This is a genomic window from Fuerstiella marisgermanici (genome assembly GCF_001983935.1).
Lineage (GTDB): Bacteria > Planctomycetota > Planctomycetia > Planctomycetales > Planctomycetaceae > Fuerstiella > Fuerstiella marisgermanici.
The window spans coordinates 5,954,868-5,974,311 of sequence record NZ_CP017641.1; the positions used below are offsets into that span (position 1 = coordinate 5,954,868).

16 protein-coding genes and 9 tRNA genes are annotated in these 19,444 nt (G+C 56.5%); 15 read left to right on the forward strand and 10 right to left on the reverse strand.

The window, feature by feature from the left end; translation table 11 throughout:
* Window positions 1–101 precede the first annotated feature (101 nt).
* From Fuma_RS22300 to Fuma_RS22310, 3 genes are all read left to right on the forward strand, one after another.
* The gene (locus tag Fuma_RS22300; protein ID WP_077026068.1) at window positions 102–1,790 is read left to right on the forward strand and encodes a DUF11 domain-containing protein; all 1,689 of its coding nucleotides are present in this window, start codon (window positions 102–104) and stop codon (window positions 1,788–1,790) included.
* Between the two features lie 111 nt (window positions 1,791–1,901).
* Window positions 1,902–3,704 carry a DUF1549 domain-containing protein gene (locus Fuma_RS22305; RefSeq protein ID WP_077026069.1) on the forward strand — a complete coding sequence of 601 codons (1,803 nt, stop codon included), beginning with the start codon at window positions 1,902–1,904 and terminating at the stop codon, window positions 3,702–3,704.
* Between the two features lie 135 nt (window positions 3,705–3,839).
* Window positions 3,840–5,141 (forward strand): DUF1501 domain-containing protein, encoded by a 1,302-nt coding sequence (locus tag Fuma_RS22310; protein ID WP_077026070.1) that lies wholly within the window; start codon window positions 3,840–3,842, stop codon window positions 5,139–5,141.
* 386 nt (window positions 5,142–5,527) lie between these two features.
* On the opposite strand, the gene ribD is transcribed toward Fuma_RS22310, so the two are convergent.
* The gene (gene ribD / locus Fuma_RS22320; RefSeq protein WP_083732613.1) at window positions 5,528–6,619 is read right to left on the reverse strand and encodes a bifunctional diaminohydroxyphosphoribosylaminopyrimidine deaminase/5-amino-6-(5-phosphoribosylamino)uracil reductase RibD; all 1,092 of its coding nucleotides are present in this window, start codon (window positions 6,617–6,619) and stop codon (window positions 5,528–5,530) included.
* Window positions 6,620–6,757: 138 nt separating this feature from the next.
* Window positions 6,758–8,881, reverse strand: a complete 2,124-nt coding sequence (locus tag Fuma_RS22325) for a tetratricopeptide repeat protein (protein ID WP_145944309.1) — start codon at window positions 8,879–8,881, stop codon at window positions 6,758–6,760.
* A 323-nt stretch (window positions 8,882–9,204) separates the two neighbouring features.
* Here Fuma_RS22325 and Fuma_RS22330 point away from each other — a divergent pair, with 323 nt between their 5' ends.
* The 11 genes from Fuma_RS22330 (at window position 9,205) to Fuma_RS22375 (ending at window position 12,986) form a co-directional block, all read left to right on the forward strand.
* Window positions 9,205–10,134, forward strand: coding sequence for a class I SAM-dependent methyltransferase (locus Fuma_RS22330; RefSeq protein ID WP_077026074.1), 930 nt, complete (start codon window positions 9,205–9,207; stop codon window positions 10,132–10,134).
* Window positions 10,131–11,330, forward strand: a complete 1,200-nt coding sequence (locus Fuma_RS22335; RefSeq protein ID WP_077026075.1) for a DegT/DnrJ/EryC1/StrS family aminotransferase — start codon at window positions 10,131–10,133, stop codon at window positions 11,328–11,330. Before Fuma_RS22330 ends, Fuma_RS22335 begins: the two co-directional genes overlap by 4 nt.
* Before the next feature lie 367 nt (window positions 11,331–11,697).
* A tRNA-Ile gene (locus Fuma_RS22345) sits at window positions 11,698–11,770 on the forward strand.
* Window positions 11,771–11,853: 83 nt separating this feature from the next.
* Window positions 11,854–11,925, forward strand: a tRNA-Lys gene (locus Fuma_RS22350).
* Window positions 11,926–11,954: 29 nt separating this feature from the next.
* Window positions 11,955–12,025, forward strand: a tRNA-Gly gene (locus Fuma_RS22355).
* Window positions 12,026–12,386: 361 nt separating this feature from the next.
* Window positions 12,387–12,477, forward strand: a tRNA-Ser gene (locus tag Fuma_RS35080).
* Window positions 12,478–12,489: 12 nt separating this feature from the next.
* Window positions 12,490–12,560 (forward strand) — tRNA-Gly (locus Fuma_RS35085).
* Window positions 12,561–12,571: 11 nt separating this feature from the next.
* Window positions 12,572–12,646, forward strand: a tRNA-Gln gene (locus tag Fuma_RS22365).
* Between the two features lie 4 nt (window positions 12,647–12,650).
* Window positions 12,651–12,735 (forward strand) — tRNA-Ser (locus Fuma_RS35090).
* A gap of 20 nt (window positions 12,736–12,755) precedes the next feature.
* A tRNA-Asp gene (locus Fuma_RS22370) sits at window positions 12,756–12,830 on the forward strand.
* Window positions 12,831–12,912: 82 nt separating this feature from the next.
* Window positions 12,913–12,986, forward strand: a tRNA-Leu gene (locus Fuma_RS22375).
* Here Fuma_RS22375 and Fuma_RS36865 read toward each other — a convergent pair.
* The 8 genes from Fuma_RS36865 to Fuma_RS22415 form a co-directional block, all read right to left on the reverse strand.
* A complete protein-coding gene (locus Fuma_RS36865) occupies window positions 12,946–14,259 on the reverse strand; it encodes a tyrosine-type recombinase/integrase (RefSeq protein WP_083732614.1) in 1,314 nt (437 codons plus the stop codon). The genes Fuma_RS22375 and Fuma_RS36865 overlap by 41 nt on opposite strands.
* Before the next feature lie 130 nt (window positions 14,260–14,389).
* On the reverse strand, window positions 14,390–14,656 hold the full coding sequence (locus tag Fuma_RS22385; protein WP_077026077.1) for a helix-turn-helix transcriptional regulator: 267 nt from the start codon (window positions 14,654–14,656) through the stop codon (window positions 14,390–14,392).
* Window positions 14,631–14,819 carry a carbon storage regulator gene (locus tag Fuma_RS36670; protein WP_077028485.1) on the reverse strand — a complete coding sequence of 63 codons (189 nt, stop codon included), beginning with the start codon at window positions 14,817–14,819 and terminating at the stop codon, window positions 14,631–14,633. Before Fuma_RS36670 ends, Fuma_RS22385 begins: the two co-directional genes overlap by 26 nt.
* Before the next feature lie 107 nt (window positions 14,820–14,926).
* Window positions 14,927–15,277 carry a hypothetical protein gene (locus tag Fuma_RS22395; protein WP_077026078.1) on the reverse strand — a complete coding sequence of 117 codons (351 nt, stop codon included), beginning with the start codon at window positions 15,275–15,277 and terminating at the stop codon, window positions 14,927–14,929.
* A 74-nt stretch (window positions 15,278–15,351) separates the two neighbouring features.
* Window positions 15,352–15,531 carry a hypothetical protein gene (locus tag Fuma_RS22400; protein WP_077026079.1) on the reverse strand — a complete coding sequence of 60 codons (180 nt, stop codon included), beginning with the start codon at window positions 15,529–15,531 and terminating at the stop codon, window positions 15,352–15,354.
* A complete protein-coding gene (locus tag Fuma_RS22405; RefSeq protein WP_077026080.1) occupies window positions 15,524–16,645 on the reverse strand; it encodes a hypothetical protein in 1,122 nt (373 codons plus the stop codon). The genes Fuma_RS22400 and Fuma_RS22405 overlap by 8 nt, the downstream gene beginning before the upstream one ends.
* Before the next feature lie 149 nt (window positions 16,646–16,794).
* Window positions 16,795–16,998 carry a hypothetical protein gene (locus tag Fuma_RS22410; RefSeq protein ID WP_077026081.1) on the reverse strand — a complete coding sequence of 68 codons (204 nt, stop codon included), beginning with the start codon at window positions 16,996–16,998 and terminating at the stop codon, window positions 16,795–16,797.
* A 60-nt stretch (window positions 16,999–17,058) separates the two neighbouring features.
* On the reverse strand, window positions 17,059–18,783 hold the full coding sequence (locus Fuma_RS22415; protein WP_145944310.1) for a hypothetical protein: 1,725 nt from the start codon (window positions 18,781–18,783) through the stop codon (window positions 17,059–17,061).
* 239 nt (window positions 18,784–19,022) lie between these two features.
* Between Fuma_RS22415 and Fuma_RS22420 the strand changes: the two genes are divergently transcribed.
* Window positions 19,023–19,358 (forward strand): helix-turn-helix domain-containing protein, encoded by a 336-nt coding sequence (locus Fuma_RS22420; RefSeq protein WP_083732242.1) that lies wholly within the window; start codon window positions 19,023–19,025, stop codon window positions 19,356–19,358.
* Window positions 19,359–19,444 lie beyond the last annotated feature (86 nt).

A 19,444-nucleotide genomic window follows, 5' to 3' on the forward strand; every position in this document is an offset into this window, starting at 1 on the left:
TCCGCAACGCGAATTTGGCCGAACGAGCGATTCCCCTTTCCGAATTTGCCGATATTTGCTAAACCACCGGCTCGCCTACAGACCGATAGGGAAGCGGTGGAATGGACCTTGCTCTTGGATTTGTCTTCATCATCAGCCTGATGTTTCTGGCCATGATTTTTGGCGAGAGGCTAAGTCTGTTCGGAATTGCCGATGGGCAATGGCTAACGGCACCATTCGATTGGGCCGCCAGATTCTGGGATATGCTTTGCGAAGCCGCAGACCGAGTGAGCGGATTCGTCTTTGATCATTTCTGGTGGGTTGCCGCTACCGTTTCCGGCGGCGTAGGCATTCTGCTGATCGCACTGGTGATGGTCACAGGGCTATCCGACAAAGCGGAGGCCAACCGCAGCGACGAAGAATCGCTGATGCTTGTCGGCAGCGTACTTGACCACACAACGATTCTGACACCCGACAACGTGCTGCAACTGAAAGTGGCAGACGGCCCCAACCCCCTTGCGACCGGGCCCGAGCTTGTCCATCAGGTGCCGTCAAAAGATCGCTGGCGTATTCCACCATCCATCCGCCAGGAGATCGTTGACAGCATGCCTCCCGCTCCGCCGGAGCCGGACGTGTTGTGGAATCCAGGCCGACCAGAATATCCTCGCGAACCCGACTATTCGCGCAGTCTGCTGAATATCACGATTGAACCATTTGTGGAACGTCGAGGCCGCCAGGTTCGGTCGCCTTTGGTGGATCGGATGATTCGCGACAGCCTGATGGCACTTCGAAACGGTGACTGGAGGACATTCAGCGATGCTCAGGCGAGAGAACGCGGTACCGGCAGCGGGCCCGTGCTGCGTGAAGACTCGCAGTTTGCAGAAGACGATCTGTATGCACGCGTTCGAGTCATCCCGGGGGAATCAGTCGCGACCAACGATTTGAAGGTCGAGAAATTCCTGCCGGAACAGCCACCTGCTGGCGAGTTCGAGATTGAAATCCGACTGACTAATCTGTCGCCAGACACATTGGATGGCTTGGTAGTGCGAGAACTACTGCCATCCGCATGGCGACCAGTGGCTGTCCAGCCGCAAGCCGTTTATCGGGAATCAACCATAACGTGGCTTCTGAACGACATTCGCCCGTTCGATGAAAAAATCCTGAAGGTAAAAGTGACGTCGTCTGAGTTCGGCCAGTTTCAGTCGTATACTGAGGTCTCGGCCACGACTGCCGTCGCTGCATCAACCGGTGTGTCTGAACCTCTGCCCGCCGTCCCGGATCGCCGTGAACCAATCGACCGGCGCCCGATTGAGCGAGAACCTTTTGAGCCTGTGCCTTTCGAACCCGAGCCATATGTCCCGGAACCGTTCGACCGACGCGAGCCAGAACCGCGACCGCAGGAACGCCGCCTTCCGCCCGTTGAAGATCTTCCCGATGTGCAGCTAACACTGCTTGAGCCACCGCAGACGGTTCCCGTCAATGAATGGATTGAGGTGCTGTTTGAAATCCGAAATGTCGGAACCGCTCCTGCAGAAGGCGTGTCGTTGCGTGTCGACGTGCCGCTGGGGCTTAGCCACCATGCTCTGAACGATGACGATTTGGATCGCAAGATCGAAGTTCGGATCGCCACGCTGAAGCCGAAGGAACGCAGAAAGTTCCCGCTGAAGGTGCGTGCGACCACTCCAGGCTCGCACTATGCCATTGCAGAACTCACGCTGCAGAAAAATCAGCTGGACGTGCGTCCCTTCGAAGTCATCGCACGCCGCACGACGCCGGACAATTCCCGCCTGGTCCCGCGCCCCGACTTTTAAAAGTCCACCGATGCGCCCGTATTCGGCGGGTCACCAGAAAACCGGCCGATTTTCGCGACACTCCCCCGCCTGCAAGTGGTTCACGCCTATATCCAGCGTGGACTTTCACTTATGCAGCAGACGGGCGACATCATGCGCGACGCCAGCCTTCTGGCCATTTCATTCATTCTGACGGCATCTGTCGTCATCGCAGCGGACGCTCCGTCATCGGCAAAAACGGCCGCTGAAATCGATCGTCTGATCCTGAATGACACGGCAACTGATTCGCTGCAACAAGTCGATGATGCGACATTTCTGCGGCGAGTTTCGCTGGATCTGGTCGGACGCCCGCCAACGAGCGGTGAGATTACGGCCTTTGGACTGAGTCCATCTGAATCAAAACATAGCGACGTCGTGCAAAAGCTGCTGGCGTCGGATGATTACGCCGCTAACTGGAGTCGCTACTGGCGGGATGCGATTTTTCGACCAGCGACCAACGTGCGGGCCGCTTTTGTGCGACCAGCCTTCGAAGAATGGATGGCCGACAACCTATCGGAAAACCGTCCGTGGGATGCCGTCGTTACGGATCTGTTGACGGCGACCGGCACCGTGAATGACAACGGAGCCACCGCTCTGATTTTCGCTCATGAAGGCCAACCAGAAGAAATTGCCGCCGAAGCATCACGCCTGTTTCTGGGCATTCAAATTCAATGTGCCAACTGCCACAACCATCCGTGGGACCGCTGGAAGCGTGAACAGTTTCACGAACTGGTCGCCTTTTTCCCTCGCATCACTTTGCGGCGAGATCCGCAGTCTGACAAAAGATACGAATACGTGATCACGTCGGCCGATCGTGACCGCTCACGACGCCCGGGCGTTTCGAAATTCTTGCTCACGCGAGTCGACCGGAACCGCGATCAGATCATTTCGGAAGCCGAAGCAAAAGGCACGCCGCTGCAGCGAGTCTTCAGCGGGCAGGGACGAAACTACATCGACAAAAACGGCGACGGCAAACTTTCGATCGAAGAAATTCAAACGGCTCAACCGCCCGACAACAACCGACCGGGGCAGGGCGCGACGGAACACTATATGGCCGATCTGTCCGATCCCGGATCAAAGGGGACGCTGATTCAACCCGGCTTCTTTATGGGCGAAGTCGACGTGCCTCAGGGACAATCGGATGCGGACAGACGAGCTACTGCTGCCGGGTTATTCACGTCCCAACAAAACGAATGGTTTGCAAAAGCGATCGTCAATCGCATGTGGGCGGAGCTAACAGCATCCGCATTCTACTCGCCCATCGACGATATCGGCCCAGACCGAAACGCCGAACACCCCGAAGTTCTGGCAGCCCTAAGCGAAGGCTTTGTCGCGAATGGCCACGATCTCAAGTGGTTGCTGACCACCATTACTTCCACCCGCTTTTATCAGCGGCCGGTCAACACGAAGGCGGACGGCTTTCTGAAACTCGAACCCACACGGCTGCGATCAGACCAATTGTACGACGCGCTCTGCCAGACACTCAACGTCACAAACCTGTCGCTGCCGTTCAACGGCCGACGCACACCGAATGCTCAGTCCGAAGATCGAGGGCGTTTGCAGTTCGCGGCAACGTTCGGCTTCGATCCGTCGACGCCGCGCAGCGATCTGACGGGGAACATTCCGGAAGCGTTGTTCCTGATGAACTCGCCGCAACTGAATCAGGCCATTAAAGCCGACACCACCAACAGTCTCATCACCAGAATCTCAAGCATAGTGCAGAACGACGAAGACGCTGTGCGGGAGTTATATCTGGCGACGGTGAGTCGCGAACCGACAGCCAAAGAACTTTTCATCTGCCGTAAACATCTCAACGCGGCCGCAACCCGAAACGAAGGTTTCGAAGACGTGTTGTGGTCGTTGTTGAATTCCACTGAATTCCAAAGCAAGAGTTAAAACTACAGAAACGGCTTAACTGCGAATGCAGGCTGGTCGGGGTTGAGTGGAATCGGACTTCCGTTTTTTTGCAGGCTCGGTCGTTCGCCCCGCTCAACCCCAGCCAGCACGCATTCGCTTCTGAAGGCAATCGCCATGTCGACCAGCCATATTATTGAAAACATCCGCCTAAGTCGCCGGGGATTTTCCCGACGCAGATTTCTTCAGACGGTTTCCGCAAGCGCCGCCGCTACAGGTGGACTCGGCTTTCGCGACTTGATGGCGGTGGAAGCGGAAAAGCTGCGGCGACGTGGGAAGTCCATGATTCTGTTGTGGATGCAGGGCGGCCCCAGCCAGTTTGAAACCTTCGACCCCAAGCCAGGCACATCCAACGGCGGCCCGACAGAAGCCATCCAAACCAGCGTGCCCGGCATTCAAATCGCCGACAACTTCCCCAGAGTCGCGCGTATGATGGACGACATCGCTCTGGTGCGTTCGATGACCAACAAGGAAGGCAGTCATCCGCGAGCCTCGTACCAAATGCACACGGGCTACATCCCGTCGGGCAGCGTCAAGCATCCGTCGATCGGTTCCTGCATTGCACAACAAATCGGCGACGCCAACAACGAGCTGCCATCTTTCGTGTCCATCGGCGGAAATCCGGGGGCAGGCGGGATGCAGGGAGCCGGATTTCTGGGCATGGACTACGAACCGTTTGTTGTGAACAACCCGGGTCAGTTGCCGTCCAATGTCGCGATTCCCGTTGCCACGCGACGCTTCGATCGCCGCCTGGGATTGCTCGGTCAACTGGAAGAAGAATTCAGCGCCGCCGGAGCGTCACAGCTTGTCGAAACTCATCAATCGCTGTACGGCAAGAGTTCGCGACTGGTCAAGAGTGACGACGTATCCGCATTTGATGTATCGGACGAACCCGCAAAGCTGCGTGATCAGTACGGCGATTCGAGCTTCGGCAAAGGTTGTCTGTTGGCTCGACGGCTGGTGGAACGCGGCGTCACGTTTGTGGAAGTGCGGTCCGGCAACTGGGACTCGCATCAAAACAATTTCGAACAGTGTGCCAACAACGCGGCGGACGTCGACCCGGCAACGGCTGCGTTGATCGCGGATCTCAAGGATCGAGGCATGCTGAAAGACACGCTGATTGTCTGGATGGGCGAATTCGGCCGCACCCCAAAAATCAACGCTCGCACCGGCCGCGATCACTATCCGCGAGTCTTCAGCATGGCGATGGCGGGCAGCGGAATCATCGGCGGCCAGGTCTACGGAGCATCCACCGACGATGGTTCCGCCGTCGAAGACTCCCCAGTCACGGTACAGGACTTATTCCAAACCGTGTGCCAGTCACTCGACGTGAAAGCCGACCACGAAAACCTCAGCCCCCTCGGCCGCCCCATGAAAATCGTCGACGGCGGCCAACCAATCCCCGGCTTCCTCGCCTGATGCCGGTACGCACCGGCGGGCGGTTGGCGTGGCTGGCGAGTCGCGATTTGTTAGCTGAAACGCCGGCGTTGCTCCCGCTGGTCGCTGGGGTGACGCAGCCAACCGCATCGGCGATTTCGCAATGGCCGAGCCCATGAATCCGTATGATCCTCCCAATACTGATTCGAGGCCGGATGCAGCGAGCGAAGTTAAACCCCCCGCCAAAAACGAATTTAGTCTCTCTGCTGATTTCAACCTTCATCGGAGCCGTGACTGGGGCGGTCGTGCTTGCCCCATTCACGCGCAGCTTCGGTGCCCCGACTGGGCGAGGCGTTGGATTCGGACTTGGCGGGATGATATCGATGATTGGTGCGCTGATCGTTCGCGGTCTAGGGCGACGGCTTACCTTATGACGCGGAAGATCGCAGCCGTCCTTCGATCAGCAGATCGTTTCCGAACTGTTGAACCAACATACTGTTGATCGACGCATCTTCAGAAACTTGTGCCATGCCCTGACCACCGATCGGTGATAGCGCTCCTGTGCCGCCGACGATTTTCGGAGCGACGAATACGTGGACTTCGTCGACGTGGCGGCCATCGAAGAATGAGCCAAGCAGACCGGAGCCAGCTTCGACCAGAACGTTCGTAATGTTGCGTCGGCCAAGTTCGGCCAGAAGTTGCGCCAAGGCGGCGGACCGATCTGTTTTGCTCGTCGTGAAGACTTCTACGCCAAGGCCGGCCAACATCTTCACATGATCGGAAGTTGCGGATGCCTCCGCCGCACAAAGCAGCAGCGGAGCTTCGTTGATCGTCTTTAGAAGGTTGCCGTCCGACACGATGGACCCACCATCTGTATCGACGACGACTCGCATAGCCTTCCGCGGGCCGGCAGGTCGAGCCGTCAGCGTGGGGTTGTCGGCTCGAACAGTTCCCGCCCCCGTGATGATGGCGTCCATGTGACCGCGCAACCGGTGAACTTCAGCTCGTGACTGCTCGTTGGAAATCCATTTCGAATGTCCCGTCCGCGTGGCGATGCGGCCGTCCAGTGTCATGGCCCATTTTGCGTGGACCCACGGCTGTTTCTGCAGCATCAACTTGCGAAACGGTGCGATCAGGTCTATTGCCTCGTCTTCGCACACGCCAACAGCAACATCAATTCCCGCCTCCTGAATTCTGGCGATCCCATTCCCCGCCACATGCGGCGCTGGATCCTGACAACCAATGACGACCCTTCGGAATCCTGCCGCAATGACCGCGTCCGCGCAAGGCGGCGTTTTGCCGTGATGGCTGCAGGGTTCCAGCGTCACGAATAATTCCGCCCCCCGCGTTCTTTCACCAGCCGCAGCGATCGCATCAATCTCAGCATGAGGCCCACCGAACTTCTGGTGGAAACCGTCGGCAATCCAGTTCAGATTTTCGTCCACGATCACGGCACCGACGGCCGGGTTCGGCTCAACGTGACCCAATCCCTGTCGAGCAACCTGCAGCGCGTGCTGCATCACACTGCTATCATCGAAAAATGGGCGGCTGCTATGAGGTTGCATGTAAGAAGCAAACGTTGCGACGGAATAAAAGAAGCTCGACTTTGAAAAAAAGCCGAGCTTCGCGTGCGATCGATGCGTGAAGGACAGCCCCGGCTAATCCTGCCCTGGCACCCACAATTTGGATGCTTCGCCCGCTGGCTTTTCGGCACCGGGCGTCCAGACTCCCCCTTCGCCAGCCCCAGCCGGTGCGGCTTCGAGTTCGTCGAGCAAATGGCTGCAACCACTGTTCGCCAGTTCTTCGCGAATCACATCCTCAATCTCCGGGATCTTCAAGAAGTAACGATCGCGAAGGGCGCCCAGCAATTTCGAAAGTTCCGGATCTGAAGGATCATCCAGGCGACAACTGAGTTCCCGAATATCCAGCTCCAGTTTTGTACGGAAAGCGTCCGGGGCATCCTCGACGGCCTCGCGTGCATCCGCAAAACACTGGGACGCCAAGGCCAGATCGTTGTTCTCCCTCGCCACCGACGCACGCAGCAGGTGAGCTCGCATCGCGGGAAATTTATCCAGGGCTTCGGGACGGCCGATCAACTCTTCAATCGCCTGCTCCAACAGCAACTGGTGGCGCAACAACGTGACTCGGTTTACGAAATCGATCACCTGTTCGTCCGTTAATTCGGACATCGTCACTCGGCCAAACTGAATTGGCGGCAGCGATGTGATGGACTGCTGTTCGTCGATTTCCAAAGGCTTGGGAGAAGGAATGCCCAGGCGACTGCGAACGTCACTTAAATCCGGGTCGTAGCCCATCCGGTTACAGATCACTTCCAGACTTAGTACCGCCGCACCGATCTGGACAAGGTTGTTCGCATCCTTCGCGGCCTCAGCCGGGCTTTCGTCGTTCAACGCCTTCATCGGCTGGTCCAGCCAATCGCTAAGCGCCGTCGTCAGGCGGTTCTTGTTGAGCGTGCGGTATTGGCTGGCTCCGATTTCATCGGCGTGATGAATCTTCCAGTCAAACGCACGGCAGATTTGCGGCATTTGCGACAATTTGACGGGCTTGTCGTCGTCGTCCGACGCAAGAGCGAGCTCGCCGCAGACATCCCGAAAGGCGGCCAACGCCGCGTCGATATCGGTGTCCAATGCGACAATCAAAGCGCCCGGCTCTCCGCCGTCCGCACCTTCCGGTTCGACGATCGTAATGTCAGCAACGACATCGGGAATCGAATCCAGGTCTCCGTCTTCCGGGATGTCATGAGTCAGCAGCTCATACTCAGCCACGACTCGACCATCGTCCCGGGCCGCTTCGTCATCACTCGACTGCACTCGTGCAAATCGCGAGTCGGCGTCGAGTACCGTTAGCAGTTGTGACAACGACGTCACTTTGATGGTTTGCTGAACAACTCCGTAGCTGTCATCTCCAGCGATATCGAAGTCCAGCAGTTGAGCCAGAGTTTCGGTTTCGACGGCCGTGTCGTAGTCTTCGATCAGGTCTGCGGCCTTGTGCAAAGCTTTCGCTGCTTCTTCGATCCGCCCGTCCCATGCCTGGCACAGGCCAAGGTTGTGCCACAAAGCTCCGTTGTTTGGCTGCTGTTCGATCAGCCGCGTGTACAAAATTGCGGCGGGTTCCCAGCAACCAAGCTGACTGACTCGACGAGCACGAAGCTCTTCCTTCTGTTGTTCTTCACCCAGTTCTGCTTTCAAAAGAGCCAGCCGACCTCGAAACGGAAACGGTATCGTGCGTTGTGATTCGAAGTTTGCCAGTTGCATCAGCAGCGAGTTACGACGTTCTCCTTCCGACATCCGCACGGCCAGCGCGAGGTGTTCACGCACGGCCATGGCGCAACCACGTTGCGCCATCTGGCCAGCAATGCGAGTCGCCAGCATAGAAACGCTGTTGGGATATTGCCGAGCACCCAACTGAAACGCCCGATGCACGATTCGCTTGGAGGCCGCAAAGCCTTCCGTGGCCAGGCAAACATCTGCCAGCGCCAGCAATGCTCGAGGTTCGTCGGGGTGTCGACGAAGGAACTCAACAAGCTGTTCCCGAGCTTCCGTGTAGTTGCCCTTGCGCATCAGAATAGCGGACAATTGCGTGACCACAATTTCCTTGTCCTGATGCTTGGTCATGAGCGATCGGAGCAGCTTTTCTGCGGCGTCCGGCTGTGATTCAACCAGCTTTTCCACTCGAATCATCTCGGACAGAATGTCCTGACAACAGAATTTTAGTTTCTTCCCGCTGCCGCAAACACAGGGGGAATAGGGATCGTGCGACATGGTGTCTCAGCCTGTTTCAAAATGGCGCTGGTGGTAAATGAATCTAGGGTCGGCACATGTAGACTCATGGGCTAATCGGCTGTTAAGCGCGTAATCGCTGCTAAAAACAGGTATCGATGTTGCTGCAGAATCTGCCGGAGAACCTGGAATGTGGTTTTTCGAAGGGAGTTTCCGTTGCGGACCGCAGAATCTGTGGTCGAGCGGAGGCACACAAAATAGTATCATCTTCGTCGTAAGACTGCACTGGAACAGCGTTTCTGTCGGCAAACTGGAAACATTCGCCGTTTGATCGGAATGTGATTGGCCGGATTTAAGGAGAAATCATGGAACAGGCGACCGTCGTCACACCGGTGAAGGACACGAAGCCAGAGCATCCTGCGATGCCAGAATGCTGCTGCCCGGCCTGCGGACAGCGTAACCTGAAACCGAAGCGATTCGAGTTCAATTCTGGTCGAGGAGCCACCGGCTGGTCACGCTGCCAAAGCTGCAATACGTACTTTATGGCGGAAGGTTACGACACCGAACAGGAGACCGACCACACGCGCAACATGGCCTGGGGCAACCAGCACGAAGGCGTGGCTCTGAACCAGCGAAAACGCAACGGCTTTGTCGCGGCACTCGACCAAATCGAAACGCTCGGCTACGGCAGTGGGTCGAAAATTTTGGATGTTGGCTGTTCGTTTGGGGGCATCCTTGTGGAAGCTCGCAAACGCGGCTTCGAATGCGCTGGAGTCGACATCGTTCCCGAAGCGATCGCATGGATGAAGTCGGAAGGCTTTCGAGCCGAAGAGTGTTCGTCGCTAAGAGATTGCACGCTGTTTTCGAAGCAGCAGCCCGCCGACGTTGTGACGGTTTTGGATGCTCACATTTACTGGCCCGACCAGCCTGCCGAACTACGCGCCGCATGGGACTTGCTCCGCGACGACGGACTGTTGCTGATCCGAGCGGTCACGAAGTCTTCGTACATTACGACCGGCCGCATGGTGGGCAGTGTGTCGACTGGCTTGTCCAGAAAGTTGATTCGACGAGCCATCGCCGATCACCGTTTTTCGATGCCGCTAAAAAGTTTGCTGCGTACAGTCGAAGGAGCTGGCTTTGAAGTCCTGTCGGCGTCACCAAAGGGAGCTCAGCACACAAACGACATGCCACTGACTGCACGAGCAGCGTTCGCAATGGGCACTTTGTTGTGGCACGGGTTAGGCGTGTCAATTGCACCAACGACGCTGGTGTTTGCTCGAAAGAAGCCCGCATGATTCCGCGGCATCGGCCTCCGTCCGGCACGTTGTCGTTGCTGACGACGGCAGCGAAGAGCGCCTTTCGTCGTAGCAATGTGCCCGAACTTGAATTAGCCTGGCAGCGATCACTAGACGTTCAGCATGCGGTCTGGATTCCGTCCGCGCGGTGGGCGATTGCTCGCACGATTCAGTCGCACACGACCACTGCAGCGGAAGTTGTATGTCCGGTGTTCAACTGCGGCGCGGTTCATCACGCTGTGAGTGAAAGTGGGCGGAACGTCGACTACCGAGACTGCGCAGCAGACAGTTTTCTGATGAACTGTTCCGGTGCTGCGAGTGGTAGTCAAGCAATCGTGCTTTCGGAAATTTTCGGGCATCGATTCTCGCCGTCCGAGCTTTCACAACCGCTTATCCACGAAGCCGCCGTCCGCATTTTTGACCTCGCAATGGGCATCCCTACAACCAACGATATGCAGCGCATGCAATCCGGTGACGTGACCGTGTTGAGCTTCGGACTTGGCAAGTCGCTATATGCCGGCTGGGGTGGCATGGCACTGACAAACTGCAACGACACAGCCGACATGCTACGCCGCCGGCGCGACGATGAATTGCAGAGTCGCGGCGCTGTTCAAAGAACTCGCTGGAACGCTTCCGTTGTGCTACGAACAGTCGCTCACGAACCGTGGATATACCGCCGCGTCAGAGCGAAAACAGATAGGCCGAACGAATCGGCGGCCAACCCGCAGAACTCGTTTTCAGCGGCATCGCACGAATGGAACCGGCCACCCACGGCGTTTCACGTTGCTCATTCACTTCGAAACTTACGCATGGCCGGCGAGTGGGCCGAGCAACGTCTGCGATTGTTGGATGAATACCGCATTCGATTGCAGCGCATTTCACCAATGGTGCAGTTACCGCTCAACGATGCGGCGGCATTCAGCCATTTCAGCATCCGCGTACCTGGATCAATTCGGGAGAGCCTGCGGAAGCGGTTGTGGGACAACGGAGTCGACGTGGCGAGCCTGTTTCCGTTTCCAGCGGGATGGTGCGCTGCGGAACAGTTCCCGCTGGCCGCGCGAGCAGCAACGGAAGTGCTGAACCTGCCACTGTCGAATCAGTTGCAACAACGCGACGTGGTTCGTGTGTGCGATGCGCTCAAGCGTGCCGTCGACGAATTGAGTGCCTTGCCGAGTACTCAAAAAGCTGCCGCCTGACTTGGTGTTCCAGAAAAATTGCAATTCTCGCGAACTTCCGCGGTGCGACAGCGTCTTACTTTCCGTGAACGCGATGCGGCCAACGCCCGGCAGCAATTTCTTCCAACTCGAAACACGGTCAACAGCAGCGAAGCCATGGCTACTCTGAATTCAGTTCTCATTAGTAAACAGTCCAAATGCAATAGCGATTCCGATCAACTCGGAAGCGGCTCGTTGCAAAAGCTGCGCTGCTGACACCTTAAGGTTTTTCTGCGACTACAAACGCAAAGCCCGGTGTCACGAAAGCGACACCGGGCTTTTTTAGTGCCGTCACAACGGCAAACGACACCCAGCTGCCCGTCGATCATTTACTCGCTGCCGCCACCACAGTCCGGTCGTCCAACGGTTGAAGACGCTGCTCTGATAAGGCGGAAACGAAGGTTCGACTCCTTCCCGGACTATTCCATCAACAACAACTGCATGCAGGATCCAGCACCATGTCGCGTCAACATCGAGTCAAACACAAACCCACAACTCAACTCTTGAGGCTGTGGTGTAACGGCGGCACATCGGTCTTTTAAACCGAACGGTGAGGGTTCGAATCCCTCCGGCCTCATTCGATAGTGAATTTCAAATCAGCAAACTGCGTCCATGATGTAGCGGTAGCCTACTGCCTTGCCATGGCGGAAGTGTGGGTTCGACTCCCACTGGACGCTTTGGCAAACCATGCGTTTGCATCGGGTGGCGTTGGTGGCACGGGAGAGTTCCGGTGCCACCAACGCCGAGATCATCGATCTGCCGCTGCTGGTACATATTCATAAACGATTGCGGTGGTGTCCGTGTTGGTACGGGCAGGCGGCTGTTAACCGTCGTGACGCAGGTTCGATTCCTGCCAACGCAGCTCGGCATACCAGGCGTTTGCACCGGGTGCCGATTAAGTCTCGGGCACGTTCCGTTGAAGTTTTCATCAGTGAGTTGATCGAATGGGCTTCAGTTTTTTGTATTCGAAGTCACGAGAACATCGGCCACTACTGTGCATTACTTTGCAAGCGTCGCTTCTGGAAGAACCACACATACGGAAGGACAAGCCAATGGGTGATGGCAACTGTTTCGAAAACAGCCGAGCGTCCGCAAGGATGCCTTGAGGGTTCGACTCCCTTTCTTTCCGCTTCCAAAAAATGTGTCTCTGACCGAGCGGTGAGGTACCGGGTTTCCATTCTGGCCAGGCGGGTTCGACTCCCGCGAGACACTTTGAACATCAATGCGGGGTAGTTTCTGTTGGTAGAAATGCGTGGCCTTGAACCACGCGTCCGCAGGTTCGATTCCTGCCCCCGTAGCTTTGGAAGTCATCCGGCCGGATCAGGGGCCTGTCTTGAAAACAGGTGCGAGGTCGTCCCCGTTGTGGGTTCGAGTCCCACGGCTTCCGCTCGACAAGAAAAACAATTCGCCCTCGCAGAGCAGCCCGGAGTGCTCGCCACCCTGTCACGGTGGAGATCGTCGGTTCAAATCCGACCGGGGGTGCTACTTCAAAAGCGGACACGGCAACGCGGAAAGACGACGACCGCTCATATCAGCTTCCGCTTCCCCTCTGCTTTACTGACGCGGCACCGTAGCCCAACTGGAAGAGGCACTCGGCTTAGGACCGAGGCGTTGAGAGTTCGAATCTCTCCGGTGCTATTTCCTGCCTCCGACCAGAAGCGAATTCAGGCGAATGACCGCGAAAAACCTTGGGTTTTGCGTGATCGTCCGTTTTGGCGGTTTCGCCAGTTCTCCCTGATTCGCTGGGGTACTGCACCACCTGGCGCACCACCTTGGACGCCTTCAGCCCGACAGCTTGTTCAAAGTGGTGGTCTGCCACTTGAGCGTAGTTGGCGTTCTGAACCTTCACGCTGTGACCAATCCAGGCGGCGACGACGTGCGGCGGAAATCCGGCGTCCAGCAATTCCGTTTCTCGACTGGCCCGGCAGTTCTGAAACAACTTCGGCCACTTCAGCAAACCAGCCCGTTTGATGATCCGGAAAAACTGAGTTCGCAGGTTGCTGTTCGTGTCGCGGTAGCGGGTCACCAGAAACTGCTGAGCGTCTTCTGATCGGTCTTTGGCCAGTTCGTACGACTGATCAAGGAACGGGCGCAGTTCAGGCCACAGCGGAATCACGCGGGCTTCTTTGCCTTCATGGTGTTCAGTCTTGGGGCTTTTGATGTGAATTCTGTCTTGGTCCCACAAAACATCGTCCCACGTCAGTTGAAGCACTTCCGACGGACAACGCAGGCCACCAAAACGACACAGAGCAATGATCAGTTGCCACTGAGAATCCGGACAAGCGTCCAGACACTTCTGAATCTCGCCCTGCGTCACGAAGTAGTCACGCTGTCGATTGGGCATGGTGGTCGATTTCTGATCCTGAAACGGGTTCTCGTCAATCAGCCGACGGCGTTTCGCGGCCGTGAAGAACAGCTTCACAATCTGAATGTGCTTCCTAACAGTGTTCTCCGCGTTGCCTTTGGATTCTGCCAGCCAGCGGCGGAAGTCATCGGCTTTGCCCAGGCTGACCGAATCCAGCAGGCAATCACCGAAGAACTCATTCAGATAGCCCGCTGTTGTCTGCCACTTTCGAATCGTCAACGGTTTGGCAACACGCCCGGATGCCGTTCTTCCGGCTGCGATGTAATCGGCAACGAACTGTTTCAGGTTGCTCGATTCGCGAGCTTCAACAAGCCCGACAGAAACCAACTTATCCCGTAACGTCTTGCCGATGTCGGACAACCACAACGCAGTTTGTCGATCGATCGACTGAGCGGATGTCTTGGCGTTCACAAGTTCAGCAACGTGGCGGCTGACTTGTTGGGCTTTGGCTTTGTTCAATCCCGAAATGCGAATCGATCGGCGGCGGCCGTCCGGGGCGAGAAAGAAAATTCGGTAGCCTTTGGCGTCTTTGCTGACTGAAGCCATTGTTCACTTTCCATCAGAAGTGATTCCATCGAAAAAAGGAAGTGCGGGAAGCCGGCGATGGAAGCCGGTTTTCAGGAGCGACCCTATCCCGCACGGACGATCGTACGCGGTTTGTCATGAACTGCCAACGCTAATGCGCGGCAGATTGCATTGCCTGCCACGTGTCGAATCGTTCTGCGTCAACAACCAGACAGCCTGATTCAATCCATTCCAGCAACACGCGACGTTGCCAACGTGGACTGCGGCCCAAATAGACGGGCGGCGGCATTCGTCCCGATCGAACAAGGTTCTCAACGTGCTTGGGTGTTACGTTGTCCAGCAATTCACAAACGCTGGCCTTGCTTAGCAGTTCCGGAAGAACGGTGGCCGGTTCATCGGTGGCGGGCACGGTGAGCATGGCGGCTTCCTTTCTTTGGTTTGCGATTCGTGCGCCGGATCGGTTGTTCCTGAGGCGCAGTGATGCCCAGGCGAACGCGGTTTCCGCTCGAACTCAGAATCGATACAGTGACGTTGTCGGCAATCTGAACAGACTGTCCCGGCTTTCTTGTGAGTACCAGCATTGTTGGCTTTCTCTGTCTTGAATGGTGAAAGTGAATGATGTGAACCGACCACCGACGGGCGACTTTTGCACGGCTGCCCGTCGGCTGGTCTTTCCGTTTTGAAGTGTTCAACCCGCGTCACGCAAACGCAGCGGCTTGCTGGTTGTGACCCACACGGTAGAACGGTCCCGCACTTCGGGCGGAATGCCTTTCGTTGTGACGAACCCGTGCTTCTGCAACCACACGCGCCGCGGCCGTTGCGAATTGCCATCGAGTTCCAGCCCGTGCTGAATCTCTCGATCCGTCGCGCCGTAGTTGCCATGCGAATCGATGAAGTCGAACACGCGAGCCACCTGAGAACTCACGGACGGCCGAACCAACTTTGCAGCGGCCTGGCTCGTTCGTGATCTTTGAACGTACGGTTCCGGCGATGGCGGCCGGGGATTGGAATCGTCGGGAAACAGAGTTGCTTTTTTCATCGTCTTGAACCTTTCTGCAATGAGAATCGTTTCGGTCGAAATGTGAGGACTGGCAACGTGCGATGTCCCCTTGGTCAGATGTCGAGTTGCAGGCGTTCGGCGAATGCTTTGACTTCCTGCCTGGTCAGCTTGTCGCCATCCTGTCCGGTTCCGTGCGGGGAATACGGACGGTTGGGCGGTTCAATGCGTCGGCAGCGTTGCAGCAAGTCCGACACTTCCGGAAAGCGTTCCTGAGATGCCGACAACTCAATCACAGCGCGGTTGATCGTCTGCGGCCGGTATCCGCTGAGCACGGCGAACCACGCTTTCAGTTGTGCCGGCGTGAACGATGCCGTTCGTTTCAGGCAACACAATGCCGTTATGGCTTTGGCAAATTCCGGCTTCGTGGTCTGAGGTGCCAACAAACCCGCTGATCGCGTCGGCGTTCGCTTGTTCGGTTCGTTCGGCGGTGGACAGTCTGTTGCGGTTAGCATTAGGATTTCTTTCGTGTGAATGTTGGTGGCTCGCCTGGTCCGCGAATCCACCTTCGAGAAGTTTGGTAAGAATGAACGTTCCTTCTTTGTTGGTTCCGGCAATGAGTTTCTCCAGGCGGAACCACCCGGCGGCATGGACGAAGGGAGAACCGCGGATCGCGGCTTCAATCGCGTCGATGTCGGCCAGTGCCGTTTGCAGCTCGAGAATGCGTTGAGCTTTGCCCCACGCTTTCAGAACAGCTTTGGCCGGCGGCTCGCTGTTGGCTTTGTGCGGAACGTGTCCGGAGTCTGCCAACACGTTCCAGCGGGCAATGAGATTCAGCAGCGGCGGCGGTTCGTCGCGTGCGGGCGGTGTTTCTCTCTCGTCACGTACCGTACCGTTATCGTCTCGTTCCGTTACGTAGTCGTGATGCTGTCTTGCCGGTGTCATGACAGCGTCATGACGGCAGCTTGACGCCGTCCGATCGGCTTCCAGCCAGCCGATTTGCAGAAACCAAACGACCGTCTGAACAATCAGTTCGCGGGGAATGCGAGTTCGGTTTTCGATGTACGGCAGCTTGAACGGTTCGCCGTCAGAATGAGCCAGCGCCCCGTATGGCGGGGAAAGCGTCGACAGCTTCACAAGGTTCAAAAACGTGCCGTACAACGCGGCGGCCGTTTGCCCGTCGAATTCATCAAACGTGGCGTGATATCCGCGTGAATCCAGGCTGGTGGGGTGAGCAATCCACGGCAGCGGCGTCTTCCGTTCCATCACTCGTTTCGAGTACGACAGCACGAACACTTCGTCGAACTTGGCAATTCGAATTGTGTTCACCGTGAACCAGTCGGCATCGATCGAATCAGCGTCGATCGGCGGCCGTGCTGTGCTATGATGCGAGTCATCAGGCGTTGTCATAATTCGGCAGTTCCTGAGCGTTCGAAAGGAATCGGGCGGCGTTCAAACGAACGACAACCCATGGACGGGCTTTGCAAACGAATGGCGGCAAACACGATGTGAGAGTCAGGCGTGCCAGCCAGAGCGAAAACGAAAACAGCCGTCGGGACTCAACGCGAGTCCCGACGGCTGTTGGCTTTGGTGGGGTTGGCTTTTTCAGCGTCTACTGCGAGTTTCAGCAGACGGCGAAGAAACAATCGTTCCTGGCGGTTTGCGTCCAGTCGCATCCGTACGGTCGCTGCCGACGGGACGGACGCCGTGAGTTCCTTCAGAGATTGTGGAACGTCTGTCGGTGAGGTTGTTTTGGTGGTCATCGGTTTTCCCCCGTTGCAGTGAATTCCGCAACGGGAGGACGATAGACCGCCACCGTCGATTTACTGTCGACGCATCGTCGATTCTCCGTCGATCGAAAGAAAACGTTCGATCAGTTTCACGTCGAGTTTCCAGCCATGCCCCGCCGTGTTGGGCAGCGGGTCATTCTGTCGTCCCGCCGGTATGTCAAACTCGTTCCGAATCGCGGCGCGAACTTTTGCAATGTGGTCATTGATCCGCAGCGCGTCAAAGTCTTCCGGCAGAGCACCGGAAAGGGCAGTCGCCGAAAAGAACCTGTTCGGTGACTTCGCAAATGTACTCAGTATCAATGCCGGAAACTGACCGGGGACAATGAGCTGACTGATTCGAGTTAGGATTTCAGCTTCGTTTGATTGAGGTGTTGTTTGTTCCGGCGGCGCAGCTGCAGAACTAATTGAATTATCCGCACGCTCAGTTGGCATCGGCTGATCTGCTGTGACGCATGAACTCGGCGGGGCCGTGCTGGCAAGCTCTGTTCCCATCGCAGCCACGTCCGCCGTGATGTGATTAATGAGCTTTAAGGCTTCAGCCGGCGAGTCGAACGGTGGCACCGATTCAAAAAGCTGTCGCCCGAACCGTTTGGCCTCGTTTATGACATTAGACAACAAGCGATAGCACACCGTCTTGACTGTGTATTCAATGTCTACTTCGCGTGGCGCGAAACCGAGTGAACCTTCGTCGCACCATGAAGATCCGTAGAATGTAGTCCGATCTGCTTTGAAGTCGTCGAACGACTCAAAGACTTCGTCATCTTTGCACCGCTCCCATTCTTCGAGAAGCTGCTCATGTGGAATGCTGTCCTCCGCGAGTTCAATATGAAACAAAGGAAAGGAGAGACGCAGGACATCACGTTCGTCGAACCCAAGCAGGCAACTTGGTGCCTCATCAGAAAACCCGATTGGTAGCTGCCCGACGACTAGCTTCGCGATTGAATTCACGTGCTGAAAATCGTCTCTATGCCTGCATGGAACCGGCAAGTGTGAGATTCTTTGACACCAAAGTCGTATCCCGGCAAGCGTTGCCTCCCTCGTAATATTCGCAAAGCCCATCGGTTCGATGATCCAACGGAAGGCGAGCCTAAAAGGCGTTTCTCGCCATCGCCTAGCGCACGTGGCAGTAACGTGGTATCTCCAGTCTGATTGCGATAGGCCATCCGCCGCCAAATTCGACGGGATGTTGCCGATAATGTCATCAATTGTAGGGCAGTAATCTTTATTGTTTGAGGATTCGTTGGTTCGCGGCGGTGGAAATTTGCCGGGCCAGGACGGCTCCCACTCGGCAGTGTGATCACACTGAAAGTCTTCGGAGATTCGTACAATCAACTCTTCAAGTGGCGTACCTATTTGCTGCCAACGTAGGAAATCTTGGGACTGCGGCGATCCTAAATCGGACTGCCAGAAATCCCACTGCTCCAGCCGCATCGAAACCCAGTCAATCCCCGAATCCTCCCCAAAAAACTCAGCCTGTTGGATATAGCGCGGCGGCTTTTCTCTCAGGTAATACAGCGGCCAGTCTTCATATTTGAGGATCATTCTCAAAGCGGCAAGATAGTCCTGGTCGTGCCACCACTGAATGCCTTGCGTGGCAATGCGACCGTATTGCTCGATGGATTCAAAGTCACCCGCCTGTGGAACGTCGATGCAGCGTCCGAACGGGTGCGAATAGATTCGGTCCCACGGTTCTGGCCCCTCGTGTTTTACCCACCATTCGTATCGGGTCTGAGGATTCGTCGCCACATCTGACATCATTCATTCCTTTCAAACGGGCCGGGCCGGGGGAGTCTAATGAAAGGAATGGAACGCCAGACTCCTACCCCGGCTCGCTTGATTGCGAAGTGTCGACTCAACGCAATCGTCCCGCGTCAAAGTTTATCGCGGTTGTGCTAATGGACAACCCTTCAACCGATGTTAGGATCATCCGACAAAAGGGAAGCATGGCGTGGTTGAGTGTGAATTGAAACGACCGCATTCGATGTTCCGGAACCTGCATGATGAGCAAACTGAATCGCGTGAAACGAAACCTGACCAAAGCTCAGCAGAACCGCGTTGATCAGGCAAGACCGGCCGCTGAAGGGGCGGACCGCGAAGACGTCATTCGCCAGGGGCAGGAAGTTCAAAGGCTGTCCGAACTGCGAGACGTAATGAAGCTGCTGAAGGAAGCGCGGGAAGCGTCGGGAATGTCGTTGCGTGAACTGGAAACCAACACCGGGATTTCTCGCGGCAATTTATCTCGACTCGAGAACGGAGACAGCAATCCCACCATCGCAACTCTCAGACGCTACGCGGCTGCCATCGGCCGGACTGTGAAAATCACAGTTGAGTGATTCCAGAAACGTTCCGACAGCAGCGTCGGTTCGGTTCACTTGGGAAACAACGCCACCGATTAGAAGTGGCCACTTCTAATTCCGCC